Annotated in this window: 23 protein-coding genes; 9 read left to right on the plus strand and 14 right to left on the minus strand. The window is 76.1% G+C overall.

The window, feature by feature from the left end; translation table 11 throughout:
* The first annotated feature begins 72 nt into the window (after positions 1–72).
* The 4 genes from ACYVO2_RS25775 to ACYVO2_RS25790 all read left to right on the plus strand — a co-directional run bounded on the left by ACYVO2_RS25775 (position 73) and on the right by ACYVO2_RS25790 (position 3,952).
* Positions 73–426, plus strand: coding sequence for a hypothetical protein (locus ACYVO2_RS25775; protein ID WP_461010372.1), 354 nt, complete (start codon positions 73–75; stop codon positions 424–426).
* Positions 427–641: 215 nt separating this feature from the next.
* A complete protein-coding gene (locus ACYVO2_RS25780; protein WP_461010373.1) occupies positions 642–1,517 on the plus strand; it encodes a LamG domain-containing protein in 876 nt (291 codons plus the stop codon).
* Between the two features lie 572 nt (positions 1,518–2,089).
* Positions 2,090–3,151, plus strand: a complete 1,062-nt coding sequence (locus ACYVO2_RS25785) for a polyprenyl synthetase family protein (RefSeq protein ID WP_461010374.1) — start codon at positions 2,090–2,092, stop codon at positions 3,149–3,151.
* Between the two features lie 177 nt (positions 3,152–3,328).
* Positions 3,329–3,952, plus strand: a complete 624-nt coding sequence (locus ACYVO2_RS25790) for a ScbR family autoregulator-binding transcription factor (RefSeq protein ID WP_461010375.1) — start codon at positions 3,329–3,331, stop codon at positions 3,950–3,952.
* A gap of 15 nt (positions 3,953–3,967) precedes the next feature.
* Here the strand turns inward: ACYVO2_RS25790 and ACYVO2_RS25795 are convergent, their stop codons facing one another.
* Positions 3,968–5,155 (minus strand): ABC transporter substrate-binding protein, encoded by a 1,188-nt coding sequence (locus ACYVO2_RS25795; RefSeq protein WP_461010376.1) that lies wholly within the window; start codon positions 5,153–5,155, stop codon positions 3,968–3,970.
* A 323-nt stretch (positions 5,156–5,478) separates the two neighbouring features.
* Between ACYVO2_RS25795 and ACYVO2_RS25800 the strand changes: the two genes are divergently transcribed.
* The 3 genes from ACYVO2_RS25800 to ACYVO2_RS25810 all read left to right on the plus strand — a co-directional run bounded on the left by ACYVO2_RS25800 (position 5,479) and on the right by ACYVO2_RS25810 (position 7,706).
* Complete coding sequence (locus tag ACYVO2_RS25800) at positions 5,479–5,868, plus strand: STAS domain-containing protein (RefSeq protein WP_461010377.1); 390 nt, start codon at positions 5,479–5,481, stop codon at positions 5,866–5,868.
* A gap of 166 nt (positions 5,869–6,034) precedes the next feature.
* A complete protein-coding gene (locus ACYVO2_RS25805) occupies positions 6,035–6,541 on the plus strand; it encodes an AAA family ATPase (RefSeq protein ID WP_461010378.1) in 507 nt (168 codons plus the stop codon).
* A 121-nt stretch (positions 6,542–6,662) separates the two neighbouring features.
* Positions 6,663–7,706 carry an ABC transporter substrate-binding protein gene (locus ACYVO2_RS25810; RefSeq protein ID WP_461010379.1) on the plus strand — a complete coding sequence of 348 codons (1,044 nt, stop codon included), beginning with the start codon at positions 6,663–6,665 and terminating at the stop codon, positions 7,704–7,706.
* Between the two features lie 77 nt (positions 7,707–7,783).
* On the opposite strand, the gene ACYVO2_RS25815 is transcribed toward ACYVO2_RS25810, so the two are convergent.
* Positions 7,784–8,467: a type 1 glutamine amidotransferase domain-containing protein gene (locus tag ACYVO2_RS25815; protein ID WP_461010380.1), complete on the minus strand. Its 684-nt coding sequence runs from the start codon at positions 8,465–8,467 to the stop codon at positions 7,784–7,786.
* Positions 8,468–8,564: 97 nt separating this feature from the next.
* Between ACYVO2_RS25815 and ACYVO2_RS25820 the strand changes: the two genes are divergently transcribed.
* Complete coding sequence (locus ACYVO2_RS25820) at positions 8,565–9,464, plus strand: LysR family transcriptional regulator (protein ID WP_461010381.1); 900 nt, start codon at positions 8,565–8,567, stop codon at positions 9,462–9,464.
* A gap of 21 nt (positions 9,465–9,485) precedes the next feature.
* Here the strand turns inward: ACYVO2_RS25820 and ACYVO2_RS25825 are convergent, their stop codons facing one another.
* From ACYVO2_RS25825 to hpnR, 11 genes are all read right to left on the minus strand, one after another.
* On the minus strand, positions 9,486–11,345 hold the full coding sequence (locus tag ACYVO2_RS25825; RefSeq protein ID WP_461010382.1) for an ABC transporter ATP-binding protein: 1,860 nt from the start codon (positions 11,343–11,345) through the stop codon (positions 9,486–9,488).
* A gap of 4 nt (positions 11,346–11,349) precedes the next feature.
* The gene (locus ACYVO2_RS25830) at positions 11,350–11,766 is read right to left on the minus strand and encodes a lasso peptide biosynthesis B2 protein (RefSeq protein ID WP_461010383.1); all 417 of its coding nucleotides are present in this window, start codon (positions 11,764–11,766) and stop codon (positions 11,350–11,352) included.
* Between the two features lie 136 nt (positions 11,767–11,902).
* Entirely contained in the window at positions 11,903–12,160 is a 258-nt protein-coding gene (locus ACYVO2_RS25835; protein WP_461010384.1) for a lasso peptide biosynthesis PqqD family chaperone, read from the minus strand.
* Between the two features lie 36 nt (positions 12,161–12,196).
* Positions 12,197–14,038 (minus strand): lasso peptide isopeptide bond-forming cyclase, encoded by a 1,842-nt coding sequence (locus ACYVO2_RS25840; RefSeq protein ID WP_461010385.1) that lies wholly within the window; start codon positions 14,036–14,038, stop codon positions 12,197–12,199.
* A 178-nt stretch (positions 14,039–14,216) separates the two neighbouring features.
* Positions 14,217–14,324, minus strand: a complete 108-nt coding sequence (locus ACYVO2_RS25845; RefSeq protein WP_461010386.1) for a keywimysin-related RiPP — start codon at positions 14,322–14,324, stop codon at positions 14,217–14,219.
* Positions 14,325–14,848: 524 nt separating this feature from the next.
* Entirely contained in the window at positions 14,849–16,186 is a 1,338-nt protein-coding gene (locus ACYVO2_RS25850; RefSeq protein ID WP_461010387.1) for a ferredoxin reductase domain-containing protein, read from the minus strand.
* Positions 16,183–17,838, minus strand: coding sequence for an amino acid adenylation domain-containing protein (locus tag ACYVO2_RS25855; RefSeq protein ID WP_461010388.1), 1,656 nt, complete (start codon positions 17,836–17,838; stop codon positions 16,183–16,185). Before ACYVO2_RS25855 ends, ACYVO2_RS25850 begins: the two co-directional genes overlap by 4 nt.
* Positions 17,839–18,718: 880 nt before the next feature.
* Positions 18,719–19,012, minus strand: coding sequence for a hypothetical protein (locus ACYVO2_RS25860; protein WP_461010389.1), 294 nt, complete (start codon positions 19,010–19,012; stop codon positions 18,719–18,721).
* 59 nt (positions 19,013–19,071) lie between these two features.
* On the minus strand, positions 19,072–19,437 hold the full coding sequence (locus ACYVO2_RS25865) for a cupin domain-containing protein (RefSeq protein ID WP_461010390.1): 366 nt from the start codon (positions 19,435–19,437) through the stop codon (positions 19,072–19,074).
* Between the two features lie 104 nt (positions 19,438–19,541).
* The gene (locus tag ACYVO2_RS25870) at positions 19,542–20,495 is read right to left on the minus strand and encodes a YhjD/YihY/BrkB family envelope integrity protein (RefSeq protein WP_461010391.1); all 954 of its coding nucleotides are present in this window, start codon (positions 20,493–20,495) and stop codon (positions 19,542–19,544) included.
* A gap of 150 nt (positions 20,496–20,645) precedes the next feature.
* Positions 20,646–22,157 (minus strand): hopanoid C-3 methylase HpnR, encoded by a 1,512-nt coding sequence (hpnR, locus tag ACYVO2_RS25875; protein WP_461010392.1) that lies wholly within the window; start codon positions 22,155–22,157, stop codon positions 20,646–20,648.
* A 322-nt stretch (positions 22,158–22,479) separates the two neighbouring features.
* Here hpnR and ACYVO2_RS25880 point away from each other — a divergent pair, with 322 nt between their 5' ends.
* On the plus strand, positions 22,480–23,304 hold the full coding sequence (locus ACYVO2_RS25880) for an SAM-dependent methyltransferase (protein ID WP_461010399.1): 825 nt from the start codon (positions 22,480–22,482) through the stop codon (positions 23,302–23,304).
* 49 nt (positions 23,305–23,353) lie between these two features.
* On the opposite strand, the gene ACYVO2_RS25885 is transcribed toward ACYVO2_RS25880, so the two are convergent.
* Positions 23,354–25,120, minus strand: a 1,767-nt coding sequence (locus ACYVO2_RS25885; protein ID WP_461010393.1) for an ABC transporter ATP-binding protein, incomplete at its 5' end; no start/stop codon positions are given.

Consider the following 25,120-nt stretch of genomic DNA (forward strand, 5'->3'; position numbering starts at 1 on the left):
GGGCCCCGCCGGGCCGCCGCACCGGGAAAACCCCTCGCCCCGCCCCGTCCCGCGCCGTTACCGTCGCTGCGCATGAGCAGCGGGAGGACGACGACCACCCTGTGGCGCCCCACCGGGCCGCGCGAGCTGGAGCTGGTGCGCGGGCTCGGTTGGCGGGCCTGGCCGCCGCGGCTGCCCGAGCAGCCGATCTTCTACCCGGTGCTCAACGAGGACTACGCGATCAGGATCGCCCGGGACTGGAACGTCAGGCACGACGGCGCCGGATATGTGACGCGGTTCGAGGTGGAGACGGAGTTCCTCGCGCGCTACCCGGTCCGGCGGGCGGGCGGCGAGACGATCCTGGAGCTGTGGGTGCCCGCCGAGGAGCTGGCGGAGTTCAACGCCCACATCGTCGGGCCCATCGAGGTCGTGCACGAGTTCCACTGAGCGCGGGCGGCGGCTGGACGGGCGCGGCGGCACGCGCAGCGGCGGCATGCGGAGCGGCGGCATGAGCAGTGGTGACGAGTTTCGATCGGTCATGTGTGTTGACGCGCCATCGGTCCGGTTGGAATCTGGTCACTCCTGAACGGTTCTGATGGAACGGCGCGCATGCGGGCCCGCCTCGGAGCCCGGCCGCCGTCTTCGGTGACGGGAGGTCACCCATGGACAGTCCCATCGACAGGCCCGCGGAGCAGCCGGAGGCGCGCCGGGGCCGGGGGCGCCGGACGTTCCTTGCCGGGACCGCCGCCCTCGCCGCGTCGGCGGCCGTGGGCGCGTCTCCCGGCGGGGCGCACGCGTCCGGCCGGGAGACGTCCCGGGCCGCCGCCTGGGAGACCGTGCTCAGCGGCTCCTTCGGCAGTTACCAGGCGTTCGAGGCGGCGTGGAACTACCTCTACCCGTGGGGCTCGGACCACAACGGCACCGCCCGCATGTACGGCAGCCCGAGCGACCACAACCACATCTCCCTCTCCGGGGGCGTGCTCACCCTGAAGGCGTCCCGGATCTCGTGGAACGAGGGCAACAGCAGCGCCTCGCCCTACCTGCCCATCCGGTACCACTCCGGCGCGGTGCACGCCAAGGCGCAGATCAACGTCACGTCCCAGTTCCCGGAGTGGGAGGTCAAGGGCGAGTTCCAGGCGCCCAGCGCCCCGGGCACCTGGCCCGCCTTCTGGCTGACCGGGGTGAACAGTTGGCCGCCGGAGAGCGACATCCTGGAGTTCAAGGGCGACACCAGGAACTGGTTCAACACCTTCCGCACCTCCTCCGACGTCTCCACCACCCTCGTGAACGTCTCCTCGCCCGGCTCCTGGCACTCCTACCGGGCCTGGATCGCGAAGGTCGGTGAGCGCGACGTGGACATCCACTACTACCTGGACGGCGTCTGGAAGGCCCAGCACCGGGGCACCGGGTTCGTGGGCAAGCCGCTGTGGCTGATCTGCAACCTCCAGATGGAGGGCTCGTCGGGCTCCTCCGGCCCCGGCGGCGACACCTACTACCGGGCCAGGAACGTCTACGTCGGGCGCAACCGCGCCTACTGACGGCCGCTCGTCCGGGTGAACGCCCGCCCCTCCCGTCCGGCCGTCCGCCCGTCCGGCTGACGGCCCGGAGGGCGAATTCCCGGCGGCGGACCATTCGGACGGCTGAGCGGGACGGGCGGCCGGACGGTGGCGGCGGCCGAGGGAAATACGGGGCGCGCGATGTCACCGGAATCGGTGGCCGGATAACGAGTGGTCCGCGCACACCCTTGACCCGGCGGTATCAACTGGCGGAAGGTGATTGCCGATTCCGACGGCATTACCGCCGGGACCGAGGGGGCGCGGTGAACGTCGCACGGCATGGCGCACGCGGCGGCGCACAGGACAGTGGGCCGGACGCCGTACGGAATACGGCCGTCCGCGTTCGACCGGAATTCGAGCCGGTGCTCCCGCAGGGAACGGCGGACAACACCCGCCGGGAGACCGCGCGAAGACCGCTGGAACCGGGCCGTCCGCATTACGCTCGGGAACGCGCCGGACGATCACCGTCGCGGAAAGGGCACTGACATCGACGTGCCCGCGGTTCACACGCGCGAGGAGATCCCCGACCGCCCGCCGCCGAGAGGAACGACGTCATGACCGTGTCCCCCACCACCGCACCGGCCCCGGCGGGCAGCGCCGCCGGGATGCGCGCCGACGTGCTCTCCCGAGCCGAGGAGCGCCTGGTCCGGCTGCTGTCCGACGAACGGCAGCGCTGGGGCGCCGTCGACGAGCGCGCCGCCGCCCCCGTGGACGCCGTGGCCTCGCTGGTCCACGCGGGCGGCAAGCGGCTGCGCCCCGCGTTCTGCGCCATCGGGTTCCTCGCGTCCGGCGGCGACCCGGCCGATCCCCGGATCGTGGAGGCCGCCGCCGCCGTCGAACTGCTGCACGCCTTCGCGCTCATCCACGACGACGTGGTCGACAACTCGCCGCTGCGCCGCGGCTCGCCCACCGTGCACGCCCGGGCCGCCGAGGAGCACCGCCGCAGGGGCTGGCGCGGTGAGGCCCGCAGGTTCGGCGAGGGCGTGGCGGTGCTCGCCGGCGACCTGGCCATGTCCTACGCCTTCCGGCTGGTGCAGGAGCTGCCCGACGGGGCCCGCCGGGTCTGGACGGAGCTGGTCAGCGAGATGATCGTGGGCCAGTACCTGGATGTGGCGGTCGCCGCCGAGTCCGTCGTCGACCCGCGGCTTTCGGAGTACATCGCCAACGCCAAGTCCGGCCGGTACAGCATCCACCGGCCGCTGGAGCTGGGCGCCGCGATCGCCGGGGAGACCGGCCTGGTGCCCGCGTTCGAGGCGTACGGGACCGCGCTCGGCGAGGCCTTCCAGCTCCGCGACGACCTCATCGACGCCTTCGGCGACGCCGCGGCCGCGGGCAAGCCCGTGGGGTCGGACGCCGTCGAGCACAAGATGACGCTGCTGGTCAGCCTCGCGGCCCGGCGCGACGAGGGGGTGCGGCGGCTGGTGGACGCGGGCGACTGGGACGTCGCCGCGCTGGAGCGGGCCCTGGCGGAGTGCGGGGCGCGCGAGGAGGTGGAGCGGCGCATCGACACGCTGGTCGCCCAGGCCCGCCAGGCGCTGGCCGCGGCGCCCCTGGACGAGCGGTGGCGCACCGAACTCACCGACCTGGCGCTGGCCGTGGCCTACCGGGAGAGCTGACCGCGCGGCGGCCCGGACCCGGGCGCGGGCACCGGGCCGCCGAAGGACCTGTCCCGCGGCTTCTTCGAACACGTGCTCCCCCGGTAAGGTCTGGCCCCATCCGCGTCCGGCACCGTGGCCGGACGCAGGGCGCTCCGGGCTGCCCCGACGCGGGCGGCTCCGGCACGGGAGGCGGCGGTGGCGCAGCAGGAGAGGGCGGTGCGGACACGCCAGGCCGTCCTGGAGGCCGCCGGGGAGGCGTTCGCCGAGCACGGCTTCCTGGGGACCAGCATGGCCGAGATCCTCGCGCGGGCCGGGGTGACCAAGGGCGCGCTGTACTTCCACTTCTCCTCCAAGGAGGAGCTCGCGCTGGCCCTGGTGGAGGCCGAGCGCGCGGCGGTCGCCCGGATCGCGGAGGAGGAGACCGCCAGGGACCAGCCGCCGCTGCGGGCCGCCGTCGCGATGACCGTCCGCTGGGCGGAGCTGGTCCAGTCGGACCCCGTGGTGCGGGCCGGGGTGCGGCTCGTCGCCGAGCAGGGCACGCCGCGGTGTCGGGTGCCGGGGCCCTGCGCCGAGCTGGAGCGGCCGGTGGCGGCGCTGCTGCGGCACGCCGCCGAGCGCGGGGAGCTGCTGCCCGAGGTGGACCCGGGGGCCGCGGCCGAGGTGATCGTCGCCGCGCTCACCGGGGCCCAGGTGCTGTCCCGGGCCGAGCCGGGCGCCCGCGACGTGCCGCGCCGGGTCGAGGCGATGTGGCGGCTGCTGTTCAGCGGCCTGCTGCCCCGGGGCCGCGAGCCGCTGCCGCTGCCGCGCACCGCGGTGTGACGGGGCGCCGCCGGGTCACCCGGCGAGGATCAGGTCGGCGTCCACGGGGAGCGCGGGCAGGCCGGGGCGGGAGACGACGACGAGCTCGTGGGTGTGGTCCGCGCCCGGCTGCCACTGCCCGCCGGCCAGCGGCACCCGGGCCACGTTGGGCGTCGGGCCCGCGGTGAAGTCCAGCGTGCCCGTGATGGTGGCCAGCCGGGTGCGGCCGAGGGCGTCCGCCACGGACAGCCGGTCGGCGGGGTCCTCGGCGGTGGCCAGGGCGTGCGCGGCCACCTCGATCAGCGCGTGCGCCGGGCCGAGCGGCTGGAGCCAGCGGTTGCCGGTCCGCCGCTGGTACGCGTCGGCGAGCCCGGCGGCAGTGGTGCCGTCGAGCGACGAGCGGTACGGGTGGCGGGGCGACCAGTACACCAGGGTGGCGATGTGCGCGTCGTCCAGGGCGCCCGCGCTGCCCCGCGGGTAGGCCAGCCACCGGGAGCAGGTGAGCAGCCGGGGCCGCAGCCCGCGGGCGCGGGCCCGGGTGTGGAACAGCGTCAGGTCCGCCACCGTCGCGGCGCTGGTGACGATCTCGGTCCCGGCCTCCAGGAAGCGGTCGATGTGCGCCTCGAACTCGGTGGCGGGCTCCCGGTAGCCGCCCGGGTCGACCAGGGTGTGGCCGCGTGCCCGCGCCACCGGGGCGAACCCGTGGCCCGGGTCGCGCAGCAGCCGCCCCTGGAGGTCGTCGTTCCACAGGCAGCCCACGGTCCGCGCGGGCCCGAGCCGCTCCCACAGCCCGGCGAAGACGTGCGCGATGTCGTCCAGGCCCCAGGCGAAGTGGTAGGTGAAGCGGAACGGGTGCTCCGGGCTGCCGCCGCGCCCGTACACGAACGCCTGCCAGGGGAAGGTGGTGGACACGCACGGCACGCCCAGTTCCTCGCAGGTGTCGGCGACCGCGGGCAGCACCTTGGTGCCGGCCATGGTGACCACCACGTGCGCGCCGTCCTCGCGCACCAGCTCCTTGACGGCGCGGCGCGCGCCCGCGGGGGCCGAGTGGCTGTCGCGCCAGGCCGTCCTGATCCGCGGGCCGTCCCCCGCGGGCCGCGCCAGCGCGGGGCCCAGCCACTCCAGGACGAACGACAGCGGGTCGCCCAGCGTCGCCAGCCGCCCGGTGCGCGGCACCACCGCGCCGACGCACACCTCCTCGACCCGCCCCGCCGATCCGGCCACGTCCGCTCCTCTCCTCGCCGTGCCTCGTCGCTCACGCCGCGCACTGGTCACGCGACGTGAGAGAAGGGCTACAACATCTCCGCGGCGCGACGCGCGGAAAGGGCGACACACCGGGCGCCGAAGAGTGAATCGGCGGCCGGAAGGGGGGCCTGGGCCGGCCGGAAACGTGGTACGTACAATTGTCCGAGACGGATGTGGTCTTGATCACGGACTCCTTGGCGGAGTGCTCCCCCGGAAGCGGGGAAGAAGCGGGTCCGCCCCCGGCTCTCCCGGGCGGGCACCGACTCACACACAAGGTGCAAGTGAACAGGGAGTGATGTCCCATGCATGACAGTGCGGCGTCCAGTGGCACCCCGGACTCCAGCGGCACCGTTGTGGTCCGGCCGTCGTCCATGGACTGCTCCGGTGCGGCCGAGGTCCGCGAGCAACTGCTGATCCTGCTGAACCGCGGCGCGGAGGAAGTCGTCCTCGACCTGTCCGGGACCGAGGTGTGCGGGTGCTGCGGCGCACCCGCGGTGGTGCGCGCGCACCGGCGCGCACGGGCACTGGGCGCCTCGCTCGTGGTGGTCGCCGCCGACGCGGAGACCCGCAACGCCATCGAAAGGGCCGGCCTGTACGAGCCGGACGTGCCGCGCCTGGTCCGCGCGATGCCGCGCGGGCGCGCCGCGGGGGAGGGCACGCGCCCCCTCTCCCCGATGGCCCCCGCCGCCTGACCCCGCCCCGCGGCACCGCCCGGCCCCGGCCCGCCCCCCGCGGCCGGGGCCGAGGCACGCCCCCGCCCCCGCCCCCGGGAGAGGGTGGAGACGCCTCTCCCGCCGCATGACCCGCCACCGGGGTGGCGGGAGGGGCGACGGGCGGGCCGACCCGGGAGGACTCGCCATGACCGACGTGGAGCTGGTCGTCCTCGTGGGGCTTCAGGCGTCGGGCAAGTCCACGTTCTTCGCCCGTGCCTTCGCCGCCACGCACGATCTGGTCAGCAAGGACCTCTTCCCCCGCTCGGCCCGGAACCGGCAGGCCCGGCAGATGCGCCTGGTCGGGGAGGCGCTGGCGGGTGGGCGCTCCGTCGTGGTGGACAACACCAACCCGTCCCCGCGGGAGTGGGAGCCGTTGATCGCCGCGGCCCGCGCCCACGGGGCGCGGGTGGTCGCGTACTGGTTCCCGCCGGACCTCACCGGCTCCCTGGCCCGCAACGCGGCGCGCGAGGGGCGGGCCCGGGTGCCCGAGGTGGGCCTGCTCGCCACGCACGGCCGGCTGCGCAGACCGCGCCGGGAGGACGGGTTCGACGCCGTCGCGGAGGTGCGGTTCGACGGCCGCGGCGGGTTCGAGGTGCGGCCCGATCCCGGGGGCGGGGCGCCCGGCGCGCCCTCCGGAGGCCCGTCGTCCTGAGCCCCCTGTGGACCCCCCGTTGGACGGAAGGCCTGGTTAGGCTAACCTAACCTCGATCTTCGCTCCGGGTCCCGTCGGCCCCGGGGGTCACACGCACCACTGTACGAAAGCAGGCACCCCCATGTCCCACTCCCGCCTCCCCCGCCTCTCCCGCCGCGGCCTGCTCGCCGCGGGCGGTGCCCTGGGCTTCGGCGGGCTGCTCACCGCCTGCGGCGACGAGGGCGGCAGCGGCTCCGGGACCTCCGGCGGGTCCGGCGGGTCCGGTGACTCCGGCGCCTGGACGTTCACCGACGACCGCAAGAAGAAGATCACCGCCGAGAAGCGGCCCGAGCGCGTCGTCGCCTACATCGGCACGGCCGCCGCCCTGTACGACTTCGGCGTCGAGAAGCAGATCGCCGGCGTCTTCGGCCCGAGCAAGCTGTCCAACGGCAAGCCCGACCCGCAGGCCGGCGACTTCCCCGTGGACAAGACCACGATCATCGGCAACGCCTACGGCGAGTTCAACATCGAGAAGTACGCCGCCCTGCGCCCCGACCTCCTCGTCACCAGCATGTACATCGACGAGGAGCTGTGGTACGTGCCCGCGGAGAGCAGCAAGAAGATCCTCACCCTGGCGCCCAGCGTCGGACTGAAGTCCTCCCACAACCCGCTGCCGGAGCCCATCGCCCGCGTCGCCGAACTCGCCGCGTCCCTCGGCGCCGACCCGAAGGCCGCGAAGGTCACCGAGGCCAAGGACCGCTTCGAGAAGGCCGCCGAGCGCCTGCGCCGGGCGGCGAAGGCGAGCGGCGGCCTGAAGGTCATGGCCGCCTCCGCCGCCGCCGACCTGTTCTTCGTCTCCGACCCGGTCGTCTACGCCGACCTGAGCTACTACCGCGACCTGGGCGTGGAGCTCGTCCGGCCGGACAAGGTCGAGGGCGGCTTCTTCGAGCACCTGAGCTGGGAGAACGCCGACAAGTACCCGGTCGACCTGATCCTGCTGGACAACCGCACCGCCTCCCTCCAGCCCAAGGACCTCACCGTCAAGCCGACCTGGGCCAAGCTCCCGGCGGTCAAGGCCGGCCAGATCGTGCCCTGGCTCAGCGAGCCGCGCTTCTCCCACGCCGGCTGCGCCCCGCAGATCGAGGCCCTCGCCGAGGCGATCGAGAACGCCAGGAAGGTCGCCTGACCCGCGCGCCGACGCGCGCCGCCGCGCGCCGCCGCCGGATCCGCCCGGCGGCGGCACGCGTCGGCGCGCCGGCCGGCTCAGCCGCGCCCGCGCCCGGCCAGGGCGTCCACCGCGGCCCGCGCCGCCTCCCGGGACGACTGCGGGTTCTGGCCGGTGACGAACGGGCCGTCCACCACGGCGATCGACGACCAGGGCTCGGCCTCCCGGTACAGCGCGCCGGCCTCCTCGAGGGCGGACTGGAGCAGGAACGGCACCACCCCGGTCCGGCCGACCGCCTCCTCCTCCCGGTTGCTGAACGCCGACACCCGGCGGCCGCGCACCAGCGGCTCGCCGTCGGCGCCGCGCAGCGCCAGCAGCCCGGCCGCGCCGTGGCACACGCTCGCCACCACACCGCCCGCCGCGGCGATCCGCCCGCCGATCCGGCCGATCTCCGCGTTGCCGGGGAAGTCCCACATGGTCCCGTGCCCGCCCGCGAGCCACACCGCGGCGTAGCGGTCCGGGTCCACCTCGCCGAGCGGCACCGTCCGCTCCAACTGCCCGGCCATCCGCGGGTCGGCGAGGAACGCCTTCTGGTCGGGGTCGTCGGTGTCCACCCCGTCCAGCGGCGGCCGTCCGCCGCGCACGGAGGCGAGGTCCACGGTCAGCCCGGCTTCGGTGAACACCGCCCAGGGGTGCGCCACCTCGGGCAGGTAGGCGCCGGTCGCCTCGCCGGTGTCGCCGAGGGAGTCGTGGCTGGTCAGCACGATGAGAACGTTGGTCATGGCCTCACCGTAGGACCGGGGTCCGCGCCCTCGCCAATAGAATCCCGATGACCGGCGATCGGAAAAGCGATGGCCCAGGATGGGAGGCGGGTGCGCAGTGCCCAGGCTCGACCAGCTCAGGTCCTTCCTTGCGGTGTACCGCGCGGGCACCGTGACCGGGGCGGCCAAGGAGATCGGCCTGTCCCAGTCCGCGCTCACCGCGCAGCTCGCCGCGCTGGAGGCCCGGCTCGGCCGCCCCCTGTTCGAGCGGACCGCGCGCGGGGTGCTGCCCACCGACGCCGCCCACGACCTGGCCCGCAGGATCGGCGAACCCATGGACCAGTTGCTCGCCCGCCTGGACGACATGGAGCCCCCCGGCCACGGCACCGTCCGGCTCGGCGGCCCGGCCGAGCTGCTCGGCGAGCGGGTGCTGCCCGCCCTCACCGGTCTGGCCGGGCCCGGGCTGCGCCTGCGCGTGTCCTTCGGCCTCGCCGACGACCTGCTCGACCGGCTCGCCCGGGGCGAGCACGACCTGGTGGTCTCCTCGGTGCGGCCGCGCCGCCCCGGCATGGTGGCCGCGCACCTCGCCGACGAGGAGTTCGTCCTGGTCGGCACCCCCGGGCACCTGGAGAGCGTCGACCCGGGCCGCCTCGCCGCCGAGCCGGTGGCGGCCCTGGCCCACCTGCCGCTCGTCGCCTACGACTCCCAGTTGCCGGTGATCCGGCGCTACTGGCGCACCGAGTTCGGCCGCCGTCCCCCCAACGAGACCGTGCTGACCGTCCCCGACCTGCGCGAGGTGGCCCGCGCCGCGCGGGCGGGAGCGGGTGTGACCGTCCTGCCCCGGTACATCGCCGCGGACGCGCTGCGCGACGGCGCGCTCGTCCCGCTGCACCGGCCCGCGGTTCGGCCGCTCAACAGCCTGTTCCTGGTCACCCGCACCGGCACGCCCCCGAACCCGGCGCTCGAGGCGGTGCGGCGCAAGCTGCTGGAGCGGGCCGCGACCTGGCACGACCTGTGACGGCGGGCCGGGGCGGCCCGCTCACGGCGCGGTCGCGCCGTGGGCCCCCGCGAGGAACTGCGTGGCGGCGAGCTCCCGGTACAGCGCGTCGCCGCGCACCAGCTCCTGGTGCGTGCCCACCGCCCGCACCCGCCCCCGCTCCATGACCACGATCCGGTCCGCGCAGGTCACCGTGGACAGCCGGTGCGCCGCCACCAGCACCGTCGTCGACCCGGCCGCCTCGGCGACCGTGTCGCGCAGCGCCGCCTCGTTGGCGGCGTCGAGCTGCGAGGTGGCCTCGTCCAGCAGCAGCAGCCGGGGGCGGCGCAGCAGGGCGCGGGCGATCGCCACCCGCTGCCGCTCGCCACCGGACAGCCGCGTCCCGCGGTGCCCGACCTGGGTGTCCAGGCCCTGGGGCAGCCGCTCCACCAGCGCCAGCAGCCGCGCCCTGCGCAGCACCTCACGCAGCTCGTCCTCATCCGCCCGCGGGGCCCCGATCAGCAGGTTCTCGCGCAGCGTCCCGGCCAGCACGGGCGCGTCCTGCTCGACGTAGCCGATCGTCGCGCGCAGCTCGCCCAGTGGCCAGTGCCGCACGTCCCTGCCGTCCACAAGCACCAGGCCGGAGTCCCGGTCGTGGAAGCGCTCGATCAGGGAGAACACCGTGGTCTTGCCCGCGCCGGAGGGGCCGACGAACGCGGTCATGCCGCGGGCCGGGACGGTGAAGGACACCTCGTGGTGGACGCGCGGCAGCCCGGGCTGGTAGGCGAAGCAGACCCGGTCGAACGCCACCGAGGCGGGACGGCACTCCACGGCGACGGCGAGGGCGGGGGCGGGGGCCGGCGCGGGGCGCGGGCCCGGCAGGGCACGCGGCGCGGACGGCACCAGCGCCGGCGCGGGCGCGGGCGCCTGCACCTCCAGCTCCTCCGTCTCCAGCTCCTCCGCCTCGCACAGCCGGGCCGCGGCCGCCGCGCCCACCTGGAGCAGCCCCACCGCCTCCGCGAGCTGCCCGATCAGCGGCGCCAGCGCGAACAGGTACAGCAGGAACGCCACCAGCGTGGACACCCCGATCGCGCCCGAGGCGACCCGCGCGCCGCCGACGCCCAGCACGGCGAGGAACGCCGCCTGCACCGCCACCTGCGTGGAGCCGAGCGACACGGCCTGCCAGGCGGCGGCGCGCACCCCGGCGTGCCGGGCCCGCTCCGCCGCCTCGTGCAGCACCGCCGCCTCCCGCGGCTCCGCGCCCGATGCCTTCACGGTGCGGAAGCCGCCCAGCGCCCGCTCCAGCGCGGACCCGAGCCCGCCGACCGCCTCCTGGGCGTTCCGGGCCGCGCGGCTGATCCTCGGCGCCACCACGGCCACCACCACGCCGATCACCGCCACCACGGCCAGGGTGACCGCGAGCAGCACCGGGTCCAGCAGGCCCATCATCACCACCGTGGCCAGGCCGATCACTGCGGAGCTCGCCAGCGCGGCCACCGGCTGGGTGGCCACTTGCCGCAGCAGCGTGGTGTCGGAGGTGACCCGCGCGATCAGGTCGCCGGGCTCCGCGCTCTCCAGCACCGGCACCCGCAGCCGCAGCAGCCGGTCGGCCAGCCGCCGCCGCACCGCGCACGCCAGCGCCTCGGCGGTGCGCTGGAGCAGGCAGTAGCCGAGCGCGCCGAGCACCGCCCCGGCCACCACCAGCACGCTGAGCCCCAGCAGCGCACCGCCGACCGGGCGGTCGTCGCCGAGGGAGTCCAGCACCCGCTTGGCCGCGAGGGGCTGGGCCAGGCCCGCCACGCCGCCGAGCAGCGTCACGGACACGCCCGCCAGCACACCGCGCAGTTGCGGGCGCAGCAGGCGGAGCAGGGCGCGGTGGCCGGACGCGGCCCGCTCCCGCGCCGGATGGACGTCCACGGCCACCGCTTCACTCCACCGCGAAGAAGCGCTGGAAGTAGTCGGCGGGCACGCCCTCGCCCACCAGGACGCCCTCGGCCTCCACCCAGGCGTGGGCGGCGAACGGCGGCCGGGCGCGCACCCCCACGCACCAGGTCGGCCAGACCCCGCGCAGCCGGCACAGCAGCACCGTGGCCAGCGACCGGGGCAGACAGCCCTTCCGCCCGCCGGAGGCGAGGCTGACCAGCAGCACCGTCGCCCTGGCGTCGGCCGCCTGCTCCAGCGTGGCGGGTCGCGCCCCGCGCCGCACCACCGCGAGCACCGCGCGGATGCGGCCCGGCGGCAGGACGGCGAGCAGGTGCGCGCAGGCGACGGCGAACCGGGCCGCCGTGCGGCGCCGGAACGGCACCGACCGCGGGCTGTAGGGAACCACTTCGGGCGCGGACATGACGGTGTCCCCCTTCTGGCGTCGTGTCAGTGGTGATCGGGGCTCGGGGCTCGGGGCTCGGGGCCGGGCGCCGCGGGCGCGCGGCGGTGCGCCGCCGGTGGCCTCGTCGGCCCCGGCGGCGGCGCCGCGCCGCCCGCTACGGCCGCACCAGCTCGGCCGAGCGCAGTTCGGTCAGGATGCGGCTCACGTCCTGTTCGGCGAGCTCCGCGGTGACGTCGTAGTCGTCGGTCAGCGCCGTCACCGCCTGCTCCACCGTCCTGCCGTCCAGCAGCGCCCGCACGACGACCGCCGCCGTCGGGTTCAGCGTCCAGTACTCGCCGCTCTTCTGGTCCAGCAGCGCCATGCCGTACTCCGTCTCGGTCATCAGCACACCGGGGCGCAGCGTCAGTGCCATTTTTTCTCTCCTCACACCACACACGCAGGGACGACGTCAGCCCGTGGCCCGTTCGCTCGGCGCCTCGAGGGCGCGCAGCCACACCTCGCAGGCCACGGTCGAGTGCAGCAGCGGGTTGTCGGTCTCCGCCGAGCCGGGCCGCGCGCACCACTCGCGCAGCGCGGCCGCGTCCACCAGGCCGAGCGCGGCCAGCCGGGAGTCCTCGCACAGGGCCAGCAGCGCGTCGCGGTGCCGCCGCAGACCCACCTCCTCCTCGAGCGTCGCGCTGTTCTTGGTGGTGCGGTCGCGGGTGGACTCGGGCACCACGCCCCGCATCGCCTCCACGATCAGCGGCTTGTACCGCCAGGGCGTGACCCGCTCGGACGGCCGGACCGCGAGGCCGAGCTCCACCACGCGGTCGTCGTAGAACGGGGCGGCGAACACCAGGCCGTGCCGGGCGGTGATCTGGTTCAGGTGGCGGGCGAACCGGGTGACGGCCCGCATGGTGGCCAGCTCCCGGTGCGCGCCGTGCCCCGGGCCCAGCGGCTCCGCGGTCGCGGCGGCGGCCCGCATCCGCCGGCGCACCGCCGCGACGGCCTCCCGGGTCGCCCACGGCGGCATCCGCGGCGGCGCGCACCACTGGAACAAGGGCTCCTCCGGGGACGGCGGCGGGTCCGTCAGGTGGTCGGCCAGGTGCGTCAGCCACGCCCCGTAGGAGCGCCGGTCGAGCAGTTGGCCGACCGCCCGCCCGCCGGACCAGCCGTACTTGGCGAGCCAGCCGCGGGCGTCGCGCAGGGCGGTGCGCGGGTGGCGGGGCAGCAGGTCGTGCACCCGCGCCGAGGCCCCGCCGAGCACCTCGTCGCCGCCGAACCCGCTCAGGTGCATCCGCGAGCCGCGCTCCACCGCCCGCCACAGCAGGCTCATCCGGCGGCGGTGGTCCACCGCGAACATCGACGGGGAGTCGAGCACCTCGTCGTGGAGCGCGTCCACGCCGTCGAAGGTGAGCGGCACCCTGTCCGCGGGGACGACGTGGTGCTCGACGGTGTCCAGGCCCGCGACGGTGCGGCGGGCCCAGAACACGTCGTCGCCCAGCGGGTCGTGGCTGGCGGCGGTGTAGGCGACCACCCGGGCGCCGCCGCGCGCCGCGGTGCAGACCACTGCGGTGGAGTCCAGGCCGCCGAGGTCCGCGGTGACCCAGCTCCGGCCGCGGGTGCGCGCCTCGACGGCGCGGGCGAGCGCGTCCCGGAACCCGGGCGCCGCCTCGGCCAGCGGTACCTCCGGGTCGGGCGGCGACCACCAGCGCACCGGCCGGGCCCGGCCGCCGTGGTCCACGGCCAGCCAGTACCCGCCGGGCAGCGGCTCCACCCCGCGCCACACGGGCTCGTCCGACAGGGGGAGCACGGTCGCCGGGCTGAGCAGTTGCGCCGCGAGCCGCTCCTCGTCCACGCCGGTGCCGAGCAGGTCGGCGAGCACGTCCGCCCGGTCGGCCGCGACGGTCGCGAATCCGGCGCGGGCGTGGAAGATCCGCCGCACCCCGGTTACCGTGCCCTGCACCCGCAGTCGGCCGTCGGCGCTCGCCAGCAGGTGGTGGCTGCCCGGCCACGCGGAGGCGAACCGGTCCAGGGCGGACAGCGAGGGCGCCGCCGCCGCGGCGGCGCGGGAGGCGTCCTCGGGTGTGACGGCGTGCTCGCCGACGACGGCGACCCGGGTGCGGCCGCACTCGCCCGCCACCAGGGCGTCCGGGTCCCAGCGGCCGAGCAGCCACGGGCGGCCCGACGCGTGCCGCAGCTCCTCGCTCGCGTGGCGGCGCGCTCGGCGCGCCACCTCGGTGACGGCGTCGTCGTCGGGCAGGACGAGGAACCAGCCGGAGGGATTGCGCAGGGAAAGGGAATCGGCCACGGGCTTCCACGCGCTTTCGAGGTCGTCGCCGCGCCGGGCCCGGTGCGGCAGCGCGCGGCGGAGGGAAGAATGGAGCCGGGGAGCGGCGCGAACCGCTCCCCGGCCGGGACCGGCCTCATTCGGCGGGGCCGGTCCCTTCTGGTGCCCGGAGTGGAACGGATCCGCCCGGGGCGACCGGTCAGACGAGCTGGTGGCCGCCGAGCAGGTCCTTGGCGGTCTGGCCGGCGAGGCCGGTGGTGCGACGGAAGCCACCGGCCTTGGCGAGGGTGGGGCGCTCGTACGTCATGTCGAACTTCCTTTCCATTGTCTGGATGGAGTGTTCGCGGGAATTCCGGTGCGCCTTCTCGCGGAAACGGCGGGCGGTTTCGAAAAACCGCTCGGATCCGGGATCCGGCGTCCGGGTGAATCCCACGACGCCAGACATTAATTACGACAAGCACATCATCACAATGGCTCGCTGAGGGTAGGGCGTAGCGCGCAGCGGAGGTGCGCATTCCCACGCGCAGCTCCGCCCGCTTCCACGCGCCGTCCCGACGCGGTAATGGACCGTCGATCGCTGGGTAGAAGCAAGCTTTTCGCCGTCACCCGCGCCCGCAACGCGCTCCCCGCGCACACCGGCAGACCGCCCCACCTCGGGCACGACCTGCACCGACCCCCGTCTACCGCACCCGGCCGACCACCGCTGCGCCGCCCCGCCCCGGCACCGCGAACGGCACCCGCCCGACCTGCTGATGCTCCGTCAGGCACGTGTGGACACCCAGCCGGGACCGCCCCGCCCGGCAGAAGGGGCGGGGCGGTCCCGGCGGCCCGTCAGGAGTCCCAGATCGCCCCGTACGCGGGGATGCCCAACCGCTCCATGCCGTGCACGACCTGCCAAGTGAGCTTCTTGTTGCTGATGCAGATGACGGCCTCCGCGCCGGACTCGGCCCACACCCGGTGGGCCAGCGCCACCATGTCCGGCTTGCCCTGCCGGCCGGTGTCCCAGATCAGGGCGTCCGGCTGCACCGCCAGGATCTCGTCCACCAGCGCGTCCCCGTACGTGGCGCGCGGGTCGCGGGTGGCCCACACCAGGCGGGACGGGACCTCGCGGGCCAGCAGGTGCGGCAGGCAGGGCCCGATGCCGCTGCCGGTGGCGACGTACACCACCCGGCGGAACAGCGTCTCGATGTTCGCGACGCCCGCCGTGGGGACGCCCTTGACCCACACGTGGGAGGGCCGGTCGTCGATGAAGTCCGCGGTCCAGTCGCCGGCGCGGGAGATCGTCAGGCGGAAGCCGGTCCTGCCGGGCTCGGGGACGTTGGCGAAGGAGTGCCACTCCCTCAGCGGCGACCGGCTCACCGCGGTGGACGACCCGGCGAACGGGGTGACGCCGTGGTCGAACCGGACCAGCGCCACATGGGAGGACGGCCGCTCCACGGCCACCGGCACCCGGCGCAGCCGCAGCCACGGCAGCGCCACGCTGAACGTCAGCACGGCCAGCACCCACACCCGGGGCGAGCCCGCCACGGCCGGCCCGGCCGCGGTGGAGCCCCGCCCGTGCACGGTGGTGAGCACGGTGTGGGCCCACAGCAGCGCCAGCGCCGTCCAGCCGCCGAAGCGGTGCACCTTCTCGAAGTGGTCGTGGCAGCGCGCCCGGAACGGCGGCAGGGCGGTGGCCACCACCGCCAGCAGCAGCGCCGCCAGGGCCCACGACACGGCGAGGACGTCACCGGGCGCGCCGCCGCGGACGGCCGCGACCAGGCCCGCGAGGAACCACGCGGTGGCGGCCAGCGCCCCGCCGACGTGCAGCCCTCCGAAGTGGTAGACCTTGCCCAGCGTCCAGCGCACCCGCAGCGGCCAGGTCACCGGCGCGGAGGTCGCCAGCCGGAACAGCAGGTTGATCACATGGCTCTGCCGGATCAGTACCGCGAGGGAGACGTTGGCCAGCGCCGCGTCCCCGTATGTCGCGGTCGCCATCCCGCCGCGCGCCGCCGCGGCGGCCACCGCCACATTGACCGCGACGACCAGGGCGATCAGCCGGTTGTAGTGCATCAGGCGCGGGTGCTTCAGGGCCCGGCGCAGCGGCGGCAGCGGCGCCGGGGGCGTCGGCGCGGTGGAGCCGGAGTCCTCCGGCCGGGGCAGCGGGCGGGGGCGGGCGGCCGTCGTCACGAGACACCCCCGCCGACCCGCGCCCGCTCGCCGGCGAGGCGCAGCAGCGCGGCCTTGTCCACCTTGCCCCTGCTGGTGAGTGGAAGCGCTCCCACAACGTGCACGGCCTCGGGCACGCAGTAGTACGGCAGCGCCGCCGCCACCGCCTGCCGCGCCGCCCCCGGCTCGACGCCCGCCCCGGTGACGAACGACACCAGGGTGCGGCTGTCCAGCTTCAGCGTCACCGCCCGGGTGCAGCCGGGCACCGACTCCAGCACCGCGGACACCGAGTCCAGCTCCACCCGGAAGCCGCGCACCTTCACCTGGTCGTCGGTGCGCCCCAGGTGCTCCAGCTCGCCGTCCGGCGTCCAGCGCCCCAGGTCCCGGGTGCGGAACATCAGCCGCCCGCCGCCGAGGAACGGGTCGGGCAGGTACCGCTGCCCGGTGAGCTCCTCGTCGCCGAGGTAGCCCGCCGAGACCCCGTCGCCCCCGGCCCACATCTCGCCGGTCTCGCCCATCGGCACCGGGCGCAGCCGCTCGTCCAGGACGTAGACGGTGTTGTTGGGCGTGGGCCGCCCGATGGTGAGCGGGCCGCCGGGGTCGTGCCGGTGCAGCGTGTTGACGATCGTGGTCTCGGTGGGGCCGCAGCCGTTGTGGAAGGAGCAGAACGCGGCCCACTCGTCGGCCAGGGCCCGCGGGCACGGCTCCCCGGCGACGGCGGCGACCCGCACCCCGGAGCACTCCCGCGCGGGCAGCGAGCCGAGGACGGTGGGCGTGGCGATCACCACGTCGGCGCGGGCCACGGCGGCGGCGATGTCGTCCTCCCTGATCACCAGGGTCGCGCCGTGCGCCAGCGCGCCGAGGATCTCCCAGGCGGCCATGTCGAAGGCGATGTTGAGGATCTGCGCCACCCGCCACCCCGGCCGCATGCCGAGACTGCCGGGCTCGGTGAGCAGGATGTTGCAGACGTTGCGGTGGGTGACCGTCACTCCGTTGGGGCGGCCGGTGGTGCCGGACGTGAACAGCACGTAGCAGCCGTCGCCGGGCCGGGGGGCCCGCGGCGGCACCGGCGCGGCGGGGCGCGGGCCCGGCTCCTCGGTCAGCTCCTCGATCGCCAGGCGGACGCCGCCCTCGGGCACCGGAACCCGGTCCAGCGTGGCGGACAGCGTCAGCACCACCCGGGCCGAGCAGGCGCGCACGATGTGCGCCAGTTGCGCCGCGGGCGCCACGCCCACGTCCTGCGGCACGTAGGCGGCGCCCGCCTTGAGGATGCCGAGGATCCCCACCAGCAGGGGGATGGAGCGCTTGGCGAACAGCGCCACGTTGTCGCCGGGGCCGACCCCGAGCCCCGCCAGGTGCGCGGCCAGGCGGTCGGCCCGCCGGTTCAGCTCGCCGTAGGTGATGGCGGCGCCCCCGTGCTCGGCGGCGACGGCCAGGGGGCGCGCGGCGGCGTGCCGTTCGAACGCGTGGTGCACGCAGTCGTACGGCACGACCCTGGCCGGGCCCCGCCCGAACAACTGGAACAGCCGCCGGTCCCGCTCCGGCAGGTGCCGCAGCGGAGCGGTGCGCCAGTCCGGCGGCTCGGGCCATGCCGCGGGCGCGGCGGGCCAGGGGCGGCCGCCCGCGCCCGGGGCGGTGGCGGGGTCGAGGAGCTGGAGCGGTTCTGGATGCATCGAGGGGTTCCTCCGGACTCGCTGGACGGATCGGGTGGAGCCGTGCGGGAGGTCCGGCCGCGCCCCGGGCCGGCCGGGCGGTTCCCGGGCAGGGGGCACCGGCCGGTCGGCGCGACCGGCTCGTGCGGGCGGGAGAGCGGGAGAGACGGCGTGGAGGGGTCGGAGACGAGGTGAGAAGGCGGCGTGGAGAGGCGGGTGGGGGGGCGAAACGGAGAGACGGCGTGGAGGGGTGGGGTCAGCGGCGGCGCGGGGAGACGGCCGGGCGTGGCCCGCGGGCGGGTCGCGGCGGCGCGCGGCGGGACCGCGGCGCTGCCGTGGCCGCGGTGGGCGCGGGCGGGCGTTTCGGCTGGTGGGGGGACGGCGCCCGCGGTGAAGCGGGGCGGCGCCGGGGTACCTCCTCCCTTCCGGGCGTCCGGTATTCCTGGCGGTGCGCGCACAGCCGTGCGACGGGACCCCGCTCGGGTGCGGGCACGGGGGCGGGGCTGGGCCCAGAGCGGCCTGGAAGGAGCGCGGCGGGCACGGCGGTGCGCCATCGCGGTGGCCCGTTCGCTGCGGTCCAGACCAGTCACACTGGTTGTCATGTGACGCAGGGATGTACAGCCGTCTCTCTAGTTGAAAGGTTAAACACCCTTCGGGCCGGTACGGAAGACCGCCGTCACCGGAAATCAGCCAACTTCTCTGATTCGCCGGTTAGTTGGGGAATACAGCGGTCCGGGTGCGCCGCCGCGGGGCCCGCCCACCGGGTCGCGGCGGAGCCGCGCCGGCGAGCCGCCTGGGCGGGAGGCGGCGAGGGAACGGGAACGGGGCGCGCCCGGCCGGTGACCTCGGGGTCGCCGGCCGGGCGCGGTGTGCTCGGTGTGTGCTCGGTGCGGTGTGGTGGCTACTTCTCCTCGTCCAGCACCTCCAGGTTGACGAACCGCGGTTCGCTCTCGCACAGCTCGCGGAAGCGTTCCGCGATGCGCCGCGTCTCCGGCAGGTCGTTGTTCTCCATCGCCTTCTCGTACGAGGGGAACTCGACGATGTCCACGTAGTGGCCGGGGGCGTCCCGGTCCCTGGTGTGGCACTCGCGGGTGACGGTGCGCTTGCCCTCCGTCGCCTGCATCCACTCGTCGAAGACCTGCCGCATCTGCTCCTCTCGGGTGGTCTCGTACTCGATGACCTGGATGAACGTCATCAGCAGACCCTTCGTCGCCGCCGTCCCCGCGGCCGCGGGGCGGCGTCGGGCGTCGTCTGTCAGCGGTCCCTGGCCCGCGCGTACTCCGCCGCCATGCCGCCGGCGAAGTCGTACACCACGCACGGCTCGTCGCCGACGACCCAGGCGTCGTGACCGGGCGGGCAGACGAACACGTCGCCCGGCCCGACCTCGCTCTCCTGGCCGTTGTCCATGCGGACCCGCAGCCGCCCGCTCACCACGTAGCCGTTGTGGTGGATCTCGCAACTGGAGGTCCCGGCGATCGGGCCCACCGACTTCGACCACTGCCAGCCGGGCTCGAAGGTGGCCACCGCGAAGTCCAGCCCGGTCAGGTGCAGGGCTTCCAGGTGGCCCAGGGGGAAGTCGCGTCGCTCGTCGGGTTTGTCGATGGTCTTCACTTCCAGCATGGGCGTCCTCCGTCCGGGCATCATGCGCCTCGGGGCCCCGTCGCCGCCTGACGAGGGGCGCACGGTCCGCCGCGGCGGCCACCGGACCCCGCCTGCTCCCATCGTCACCCTTTCGGCGCAACCCCACCACCGGAGGCCGCGGGCGGCGCGGGGCGGCGCGGGGGGTGCGCGTGCCGCTCGTGCGCATGGCGCCCCAGCATGGCCCCGCCGAAGACCACGAACCCGGCGCCGATCAGCCACGACTGCACCACCAGGACGGTGCCCACCACGCCGTAGGCGACGGCGTTGGAGACGATCAGCGGCGCGAACACCAGCGACGAGAACACCCGCAGCCCCACCAGGCCCAGCACCGTGGCCGCCGCCCCCGGCAGCAGCGCTCGCCACGGCACCCGCCCGCCCAGCAGGAAGCGCTGGCCCCACCAGAAGAACAGCAGTCCCGTCAGCAGCGTCAGCAGGGCACGGGCGGCCGGCTGCGCCCAGCCGTGCCGCAGCACCGCCCCGCTCTGCGCCGTCCCGAACAGGCAGGCGGTCAGCACGGTCAGCCACACCGCCTGCCGCCACACCTTGTGCCACGGCCCCGCGGGCAGCCCCCACACCTTCTCGTAACCGGTCTGCACGCTCGCCGCGAACGACAGTCCGAACAGGACCAGCGCGGCGACACCGAGGGCGCTGGTGGTGCTCAGCACCCGGCGGGGCGGGGAGAACAGGTGCCGGACGGTGTCCGCGGGGCCGCCCGCCAGGCCCATGCCGTGCACCAGCCACTCGGCGAAGCCGCGCGGTTGCAGCGGCGCCACCGCCGCCACCACGATCAGCAGCGGCATCAGCGTGACCAGGCCCAGCGCGGAGAACCCCATCGAGCGGTGCAGCAGCTCCAGCTCGCGGCCGTGCCGCCACAGCCGCCCCGGCCTGGACCGGTGCCAGGTCAGCGGCAGCCCCCGCGCCCGGTGCAGTCGCGCGGCGGACGGCCGCCGCCCGCCCCGCCGCCGCCCGCCGCCCCCGGGGCCCCCGCGGCCGGGGCGGGGTGGGCGGGCCCCGGGAAGGCCATCGGCGTCGGCCATCTCGTCCTCCACGCGGTCACCGGACACCCGGCACCCGGCGGGGCCGGTCCCGCCGGGTGCGACAGCGGCCCGGAAGGCGCCCCGCGGACGGCTCCGCGCGGCCTCCCGCCCCGCCCCGCGCGGCACCGGCCGCACCCGCCGGTCGCCCGCCTACCCCGGCCCCGGCCCGGCGGGCGCCGCCGCGTCGCCGCCGGGCGCCGGCGCGGGCCCGTGCACGTACAGGGCCCGCCGGTCGCCCGCGTCCACCTGGGGCGGGAGCGGCAGCTCGTAGGGGACGGGGCGGCGGTGGTCGGCGAGCCGCCGCCCGGGGTCGCACACCCGGCCGGAGCGCCACAGCGCGCGGACGGAGTTCGTCCGGCCGCGCAGCAGGTTCCCGCCGAGCACCCCCAGCACCCGCGGGGCCGTGCGCGGGCCCAGGTGCTTGCGGACGGCCACCGCCTGGATGCGCGCCAGCTCCTGGTAGAACTCCTCCAGCGGCAGTCGCGTGGGCAGCACCGCGTGCTGCGTGTCGAACAGCCGGTAGTCGCGGGTGGTCAGCCGCCGTGCCTCGGTGTGCCAGCTCTCCGTGCCGGGGTACGGCGTCATCACCGTCAGGTGCACGGCCTCCGGGATCGCCCGCGCGAACTCCCGCACCGCCCGGAAACGCCCGGCGTCCCACGCCGGGTCCACGACCAGGTCGACGGTGGCCCTGATGCCCAGGCGCCTGGCCGCCTCCAGGGCGTGGAAGTTGTCGTCCGGGGTGGTCCGCCTGCGGAACCTGTCCAGGCCCTCGGCGTCGAGCGCGTCCACGCCGAGGAACATGTGCCGCAGCCCGAGGCGCGACCACCGCTCGAACACCTCCGGGTTGCGCAGCAGCACGTCGCCGCGGGTCTGGAGGTGGTAGCGCCTGCGGACGCGGCGCCGCTCCACCTCGGCCGCGATCGCGTCCCCGTGCTCGGGGCGCAGGAACGCCACGTCGTCCACGAGGAACACGTTCGGCTCGCGGACCCGGGCGAGCTCCTCGGCCGCCGCCGGAGCCGACATCCCGCGGTAGGTGTGGCCGTAGAACGTCCACGCGGAGCAGAACGAGCAGTCCCACGGGCAGCCGCGGGTGAACTCCACCGACGCGCACGGGTCCAGCTCCCCGACGAAGTACCGGCGCCGGTGCCTGAGCAGGTCCCGGGCCGGGCGCGGCTCGTCGATGCCGTGCGGCATCCGGGGCGGGGGCCCGGCGCCGTCCGCGGTGACCACCCCGGGCACCCCCGCCGCGCCGCCGTCCCGCACCGCGTCCAGCAGCGGCCCCACCGCGGGCTCGCCCTCGCCCCGCACCACCGCGTCCACGGCGCCCTCGGCCTGCTGGAGCACCCGCTCGGCCACGAAGGAGACGCCGTGCCCGCCGAAGAAGACGAAAGCGCGCGGCAGGGTCCGCCTGACCTGCCTGGCGATGCCGATGCCCGCGGGCACCTCGGCGAGGTTGTTCAGCGAGACGCCGACCGCGTCGGGCGCGAAGGAGGACAGCTCACGCGCGAACCCGTCCCTGGACTCGACCTGGAGATCGACGACGCGCACCCGGTGCCCGGCGGCCCCGGCGGCGGCGGCCACCCGCGCCAGGCCGAGCGGTTCGAGGCGCGCGAAGACCTCCGAGTACGTCAGGACGCTGGGACGGACGAGCAGCAGGCGCATGGTCACCTCGGGGCGTACGCGGGCGGCTGCGGCGAGGTATCCGCTGCCGCGCCCGCCGAAACCGCGGCGGCCCCGCGTCACGCCATCGTGCGCCGACCGACCGGAGCAGGGGCGGGGCGCTCCCCGGCACCGCGCCGCCCGGGTCCGCGCCGCCCGGCCCTCGCCGGGCGGCCCACGGCGTCGGCCGACATCCGATCAGGTCCGCCCGGCCGACCGCGAGTTCATCGGCCCGAACGCACCGCTAGCATGTGAGGAGGCCAGAGCACCACAGGGAGGCAACGCCCTCCTTCGGCGAGGGGAGCGCGCGGTGGCGGAGAGCTGGATGCGGCCGGGGCCGGAGGCGGAGCAGCCGCCGGTGGACCTGCGCACGCACGTGCCGCACTCGGCACGTGTGTACGACTACATTCTCGGCGGCAAGACGAACTACGCCCCCGACCGCGAGGCCGCCGAGGCGTCGGTGCGGGCCTGGCCGGGGCTGCCCACGTCCATGCGGCAGACCCGCTTCTTCATGCACCGGATGGTGCGCACCCTGGCCCTGGAGCACGGCGTCCGCCAGTTCCTCGACATCGGCACCGGCATCCCCACGCCGCCGAACCTGCACGAGGTCGCCCAGCAGGCCGCCGCCTCCTCGCGTGTGGTGTACGTGGACAACGACCCGATCGTGCTGGTCCACGCCCGCGCCCTGATGAGCAGCACCCCCGAGGGGAGGACCGCCTACATCGACGCGGACGTGCGCGACCCCGACTCGATCCTGGGCGCGCCGCAACTGCGCGACACCCTGGACCTGACCGAGCCGGTCGCCCTGTCCCTGGTCGCGATCCTGCACTTCGTGCTGGACGAGGACGACCCGCGGGGCATCGTGGACCGGCTGATGCGGGAGCTGGCCCCGGGCAGCTTCCTGGCGCTGTCGATCTTCACGGGCGACACCAACCCGGCGCAGGTCGAGGCGGTCGGGCAGGAGTACAACCGGCGCGGCATCCCGCTCCGGATCAGGAACCGCGCCGAGACCGAACGGTTCTTCGAGGGCCTGGAGCTGATCGACCCGGGGGTGGCGCTGGTGCACCACTGGCGCCCGGACGAGCGGACCGAGGGCGTGCGGGACTCCGACATCGCGATGTACGCCGGGGTGGCCCGCAAGCCCGCCTGACGCCCGCCCGACGGGGCGGCCGGACCCGGCCGCCCCGGCCCCGCCGCCGTCACCGCCGCCGGGCGCCGAGGACGCGGGTCAGCGCGCCGTCCTCCCGCCGCACCAGCTCCTCCCACGTGCCCTCCTCCACGAGCCGCCCGTCCTCGAGCACCGCGACGTGGTGGGCGCGGCGGATCGTGGCGGGCCGGTGGGCGATGACCACCGTGGTGCGGCCCTCGCCCGCGGCGGCCAGCGCGGCGGACAGCTCGGCGTCGCCGACGGTGTCCACATGGGCGGTGGCCTCGTCGAGCACCAGCACCCGCGGCTCGGCCAGCAGCGCCCTGGCCAGCGCCACCCGCGCCCGCTGCCCGCCGGAGAGGGTGGCGCCGCGCTCCCCGACCAGGCTGTCCAGGCCGTCCGGCAGGGCGGCGGCCACCCGGTCCACACCGCACTGGCGCACCACCCGCTCCAGCAGCGCCTCGTCCGCGCCGGGCGCCGCCGCCCGCAGGTTCTCCCGCAGCGTGCCGTGGAACAGCGCCGCGTCCTGCCCGACCAGGGCGACGGCCGAGCGCAGATCGGCGTCGGCCACGTCCCGCAGGTCCACCGGCGCGCCGTCCCGCGGCAGCAGCTCCACCGCGCCCGACACCGGGTCCCAGAACCGGGCCAGCAGGTGCGCGACGCTGCTCTTGCCCGCCCCCGACGCGCCCACCAGCGCCACGGTGCGGCCCGCCGGGACGGTGAGGTCCACGCCGCGCAACACCGGCGCCCCGCCGTAGTCCAGGTGCACCCGGCGCAGCCGCACCCCCAGCGGCCCGTTCGGGACCGGCCGGGGCCGCGCGGGCGGGGGCGCCCCCGCCGGAGCCGTCACCGCGGCGTGCACCCGGGCGGCGCTCGCCCGCAGCGCGGCGGCCTGGCGCAGCGCGTCGGCGCACGCGGCCACGGGGGCCAGCACCGACAGGGCGAGGGCCAGCGCGGCCGGGGTCCAGGCGCCGTGCAGCCGTCCCGCCGCGGTGGCCGCCCCGGTCGCGGCCACCACGCCGAGCAGCGCCGCCACCACCAGGGCGTCCTGGACGGCGGCGAACGCCCCGTCGTGGGCGGCTTCGGACCGCTGCGCCCGCGCCAGCTCCCGGCCCCGCTCCGCCAACTGGGCCCGGCGGCGCCCCAGCGCCCCGTGCGCCAGCAGCTCCCGCACGCCGTCCACGGTGTCCACCGCGTCCGCGGACAGCCGTGCCGCGGCCCGGCGGGTGCGCTCGCCGCGCGCGGTGCGGCCCGCGCCGCCGAGCAGCGGCTGGGCGGCGAGCGCCGCCGCGGCGGGCAGCACCGCCGCCGCCAGCCACGGGTCGAGCAACCCCAGGAACGCGGTGCCGCCGGCAAACACCACGGCCGAGGCGAGCAACTGCGCGGTGGTGTGGGCGTAGAAGAACTCCAGCGCCTCGATGTCGGTCATCGCGGTCGCCGCCAGGTCGCCGCTGCGGCGCCCGGCGATCCTGGCCGGGGCGCTGCGCGCCAGGCCGTCGAACACCCGCAGGCGCAGCTCGGCCAGCACCCGGTACGCCAGGTCGTGCGAGAGGTCCATCTGCCGCCATGTCGCCACCGCCCTGGCCAGCACCAGCGCGGACAGCGCGGCGACGGTGCCGGGGCCGGGGGCGGCGCCCTCGGCGACGGCCCGCCCGGCGGTGTGCGCCAGCCAGGTGGCGAGCACCACGAGCAGCGCCTGGTCGGCCAGGCAGGCGGCGGCGGTGCGCGCGGCGGTGCCGCGGTGCACCCACAGCGCGGGCAGCAGGCGGCGCAGCGCGCCGCGGGGGCGCGGCGGGGCGGCGGGCGGCCCGGTGCCGCC

The organism is Streptomyces capparidis, assembly GCF_054782095.1.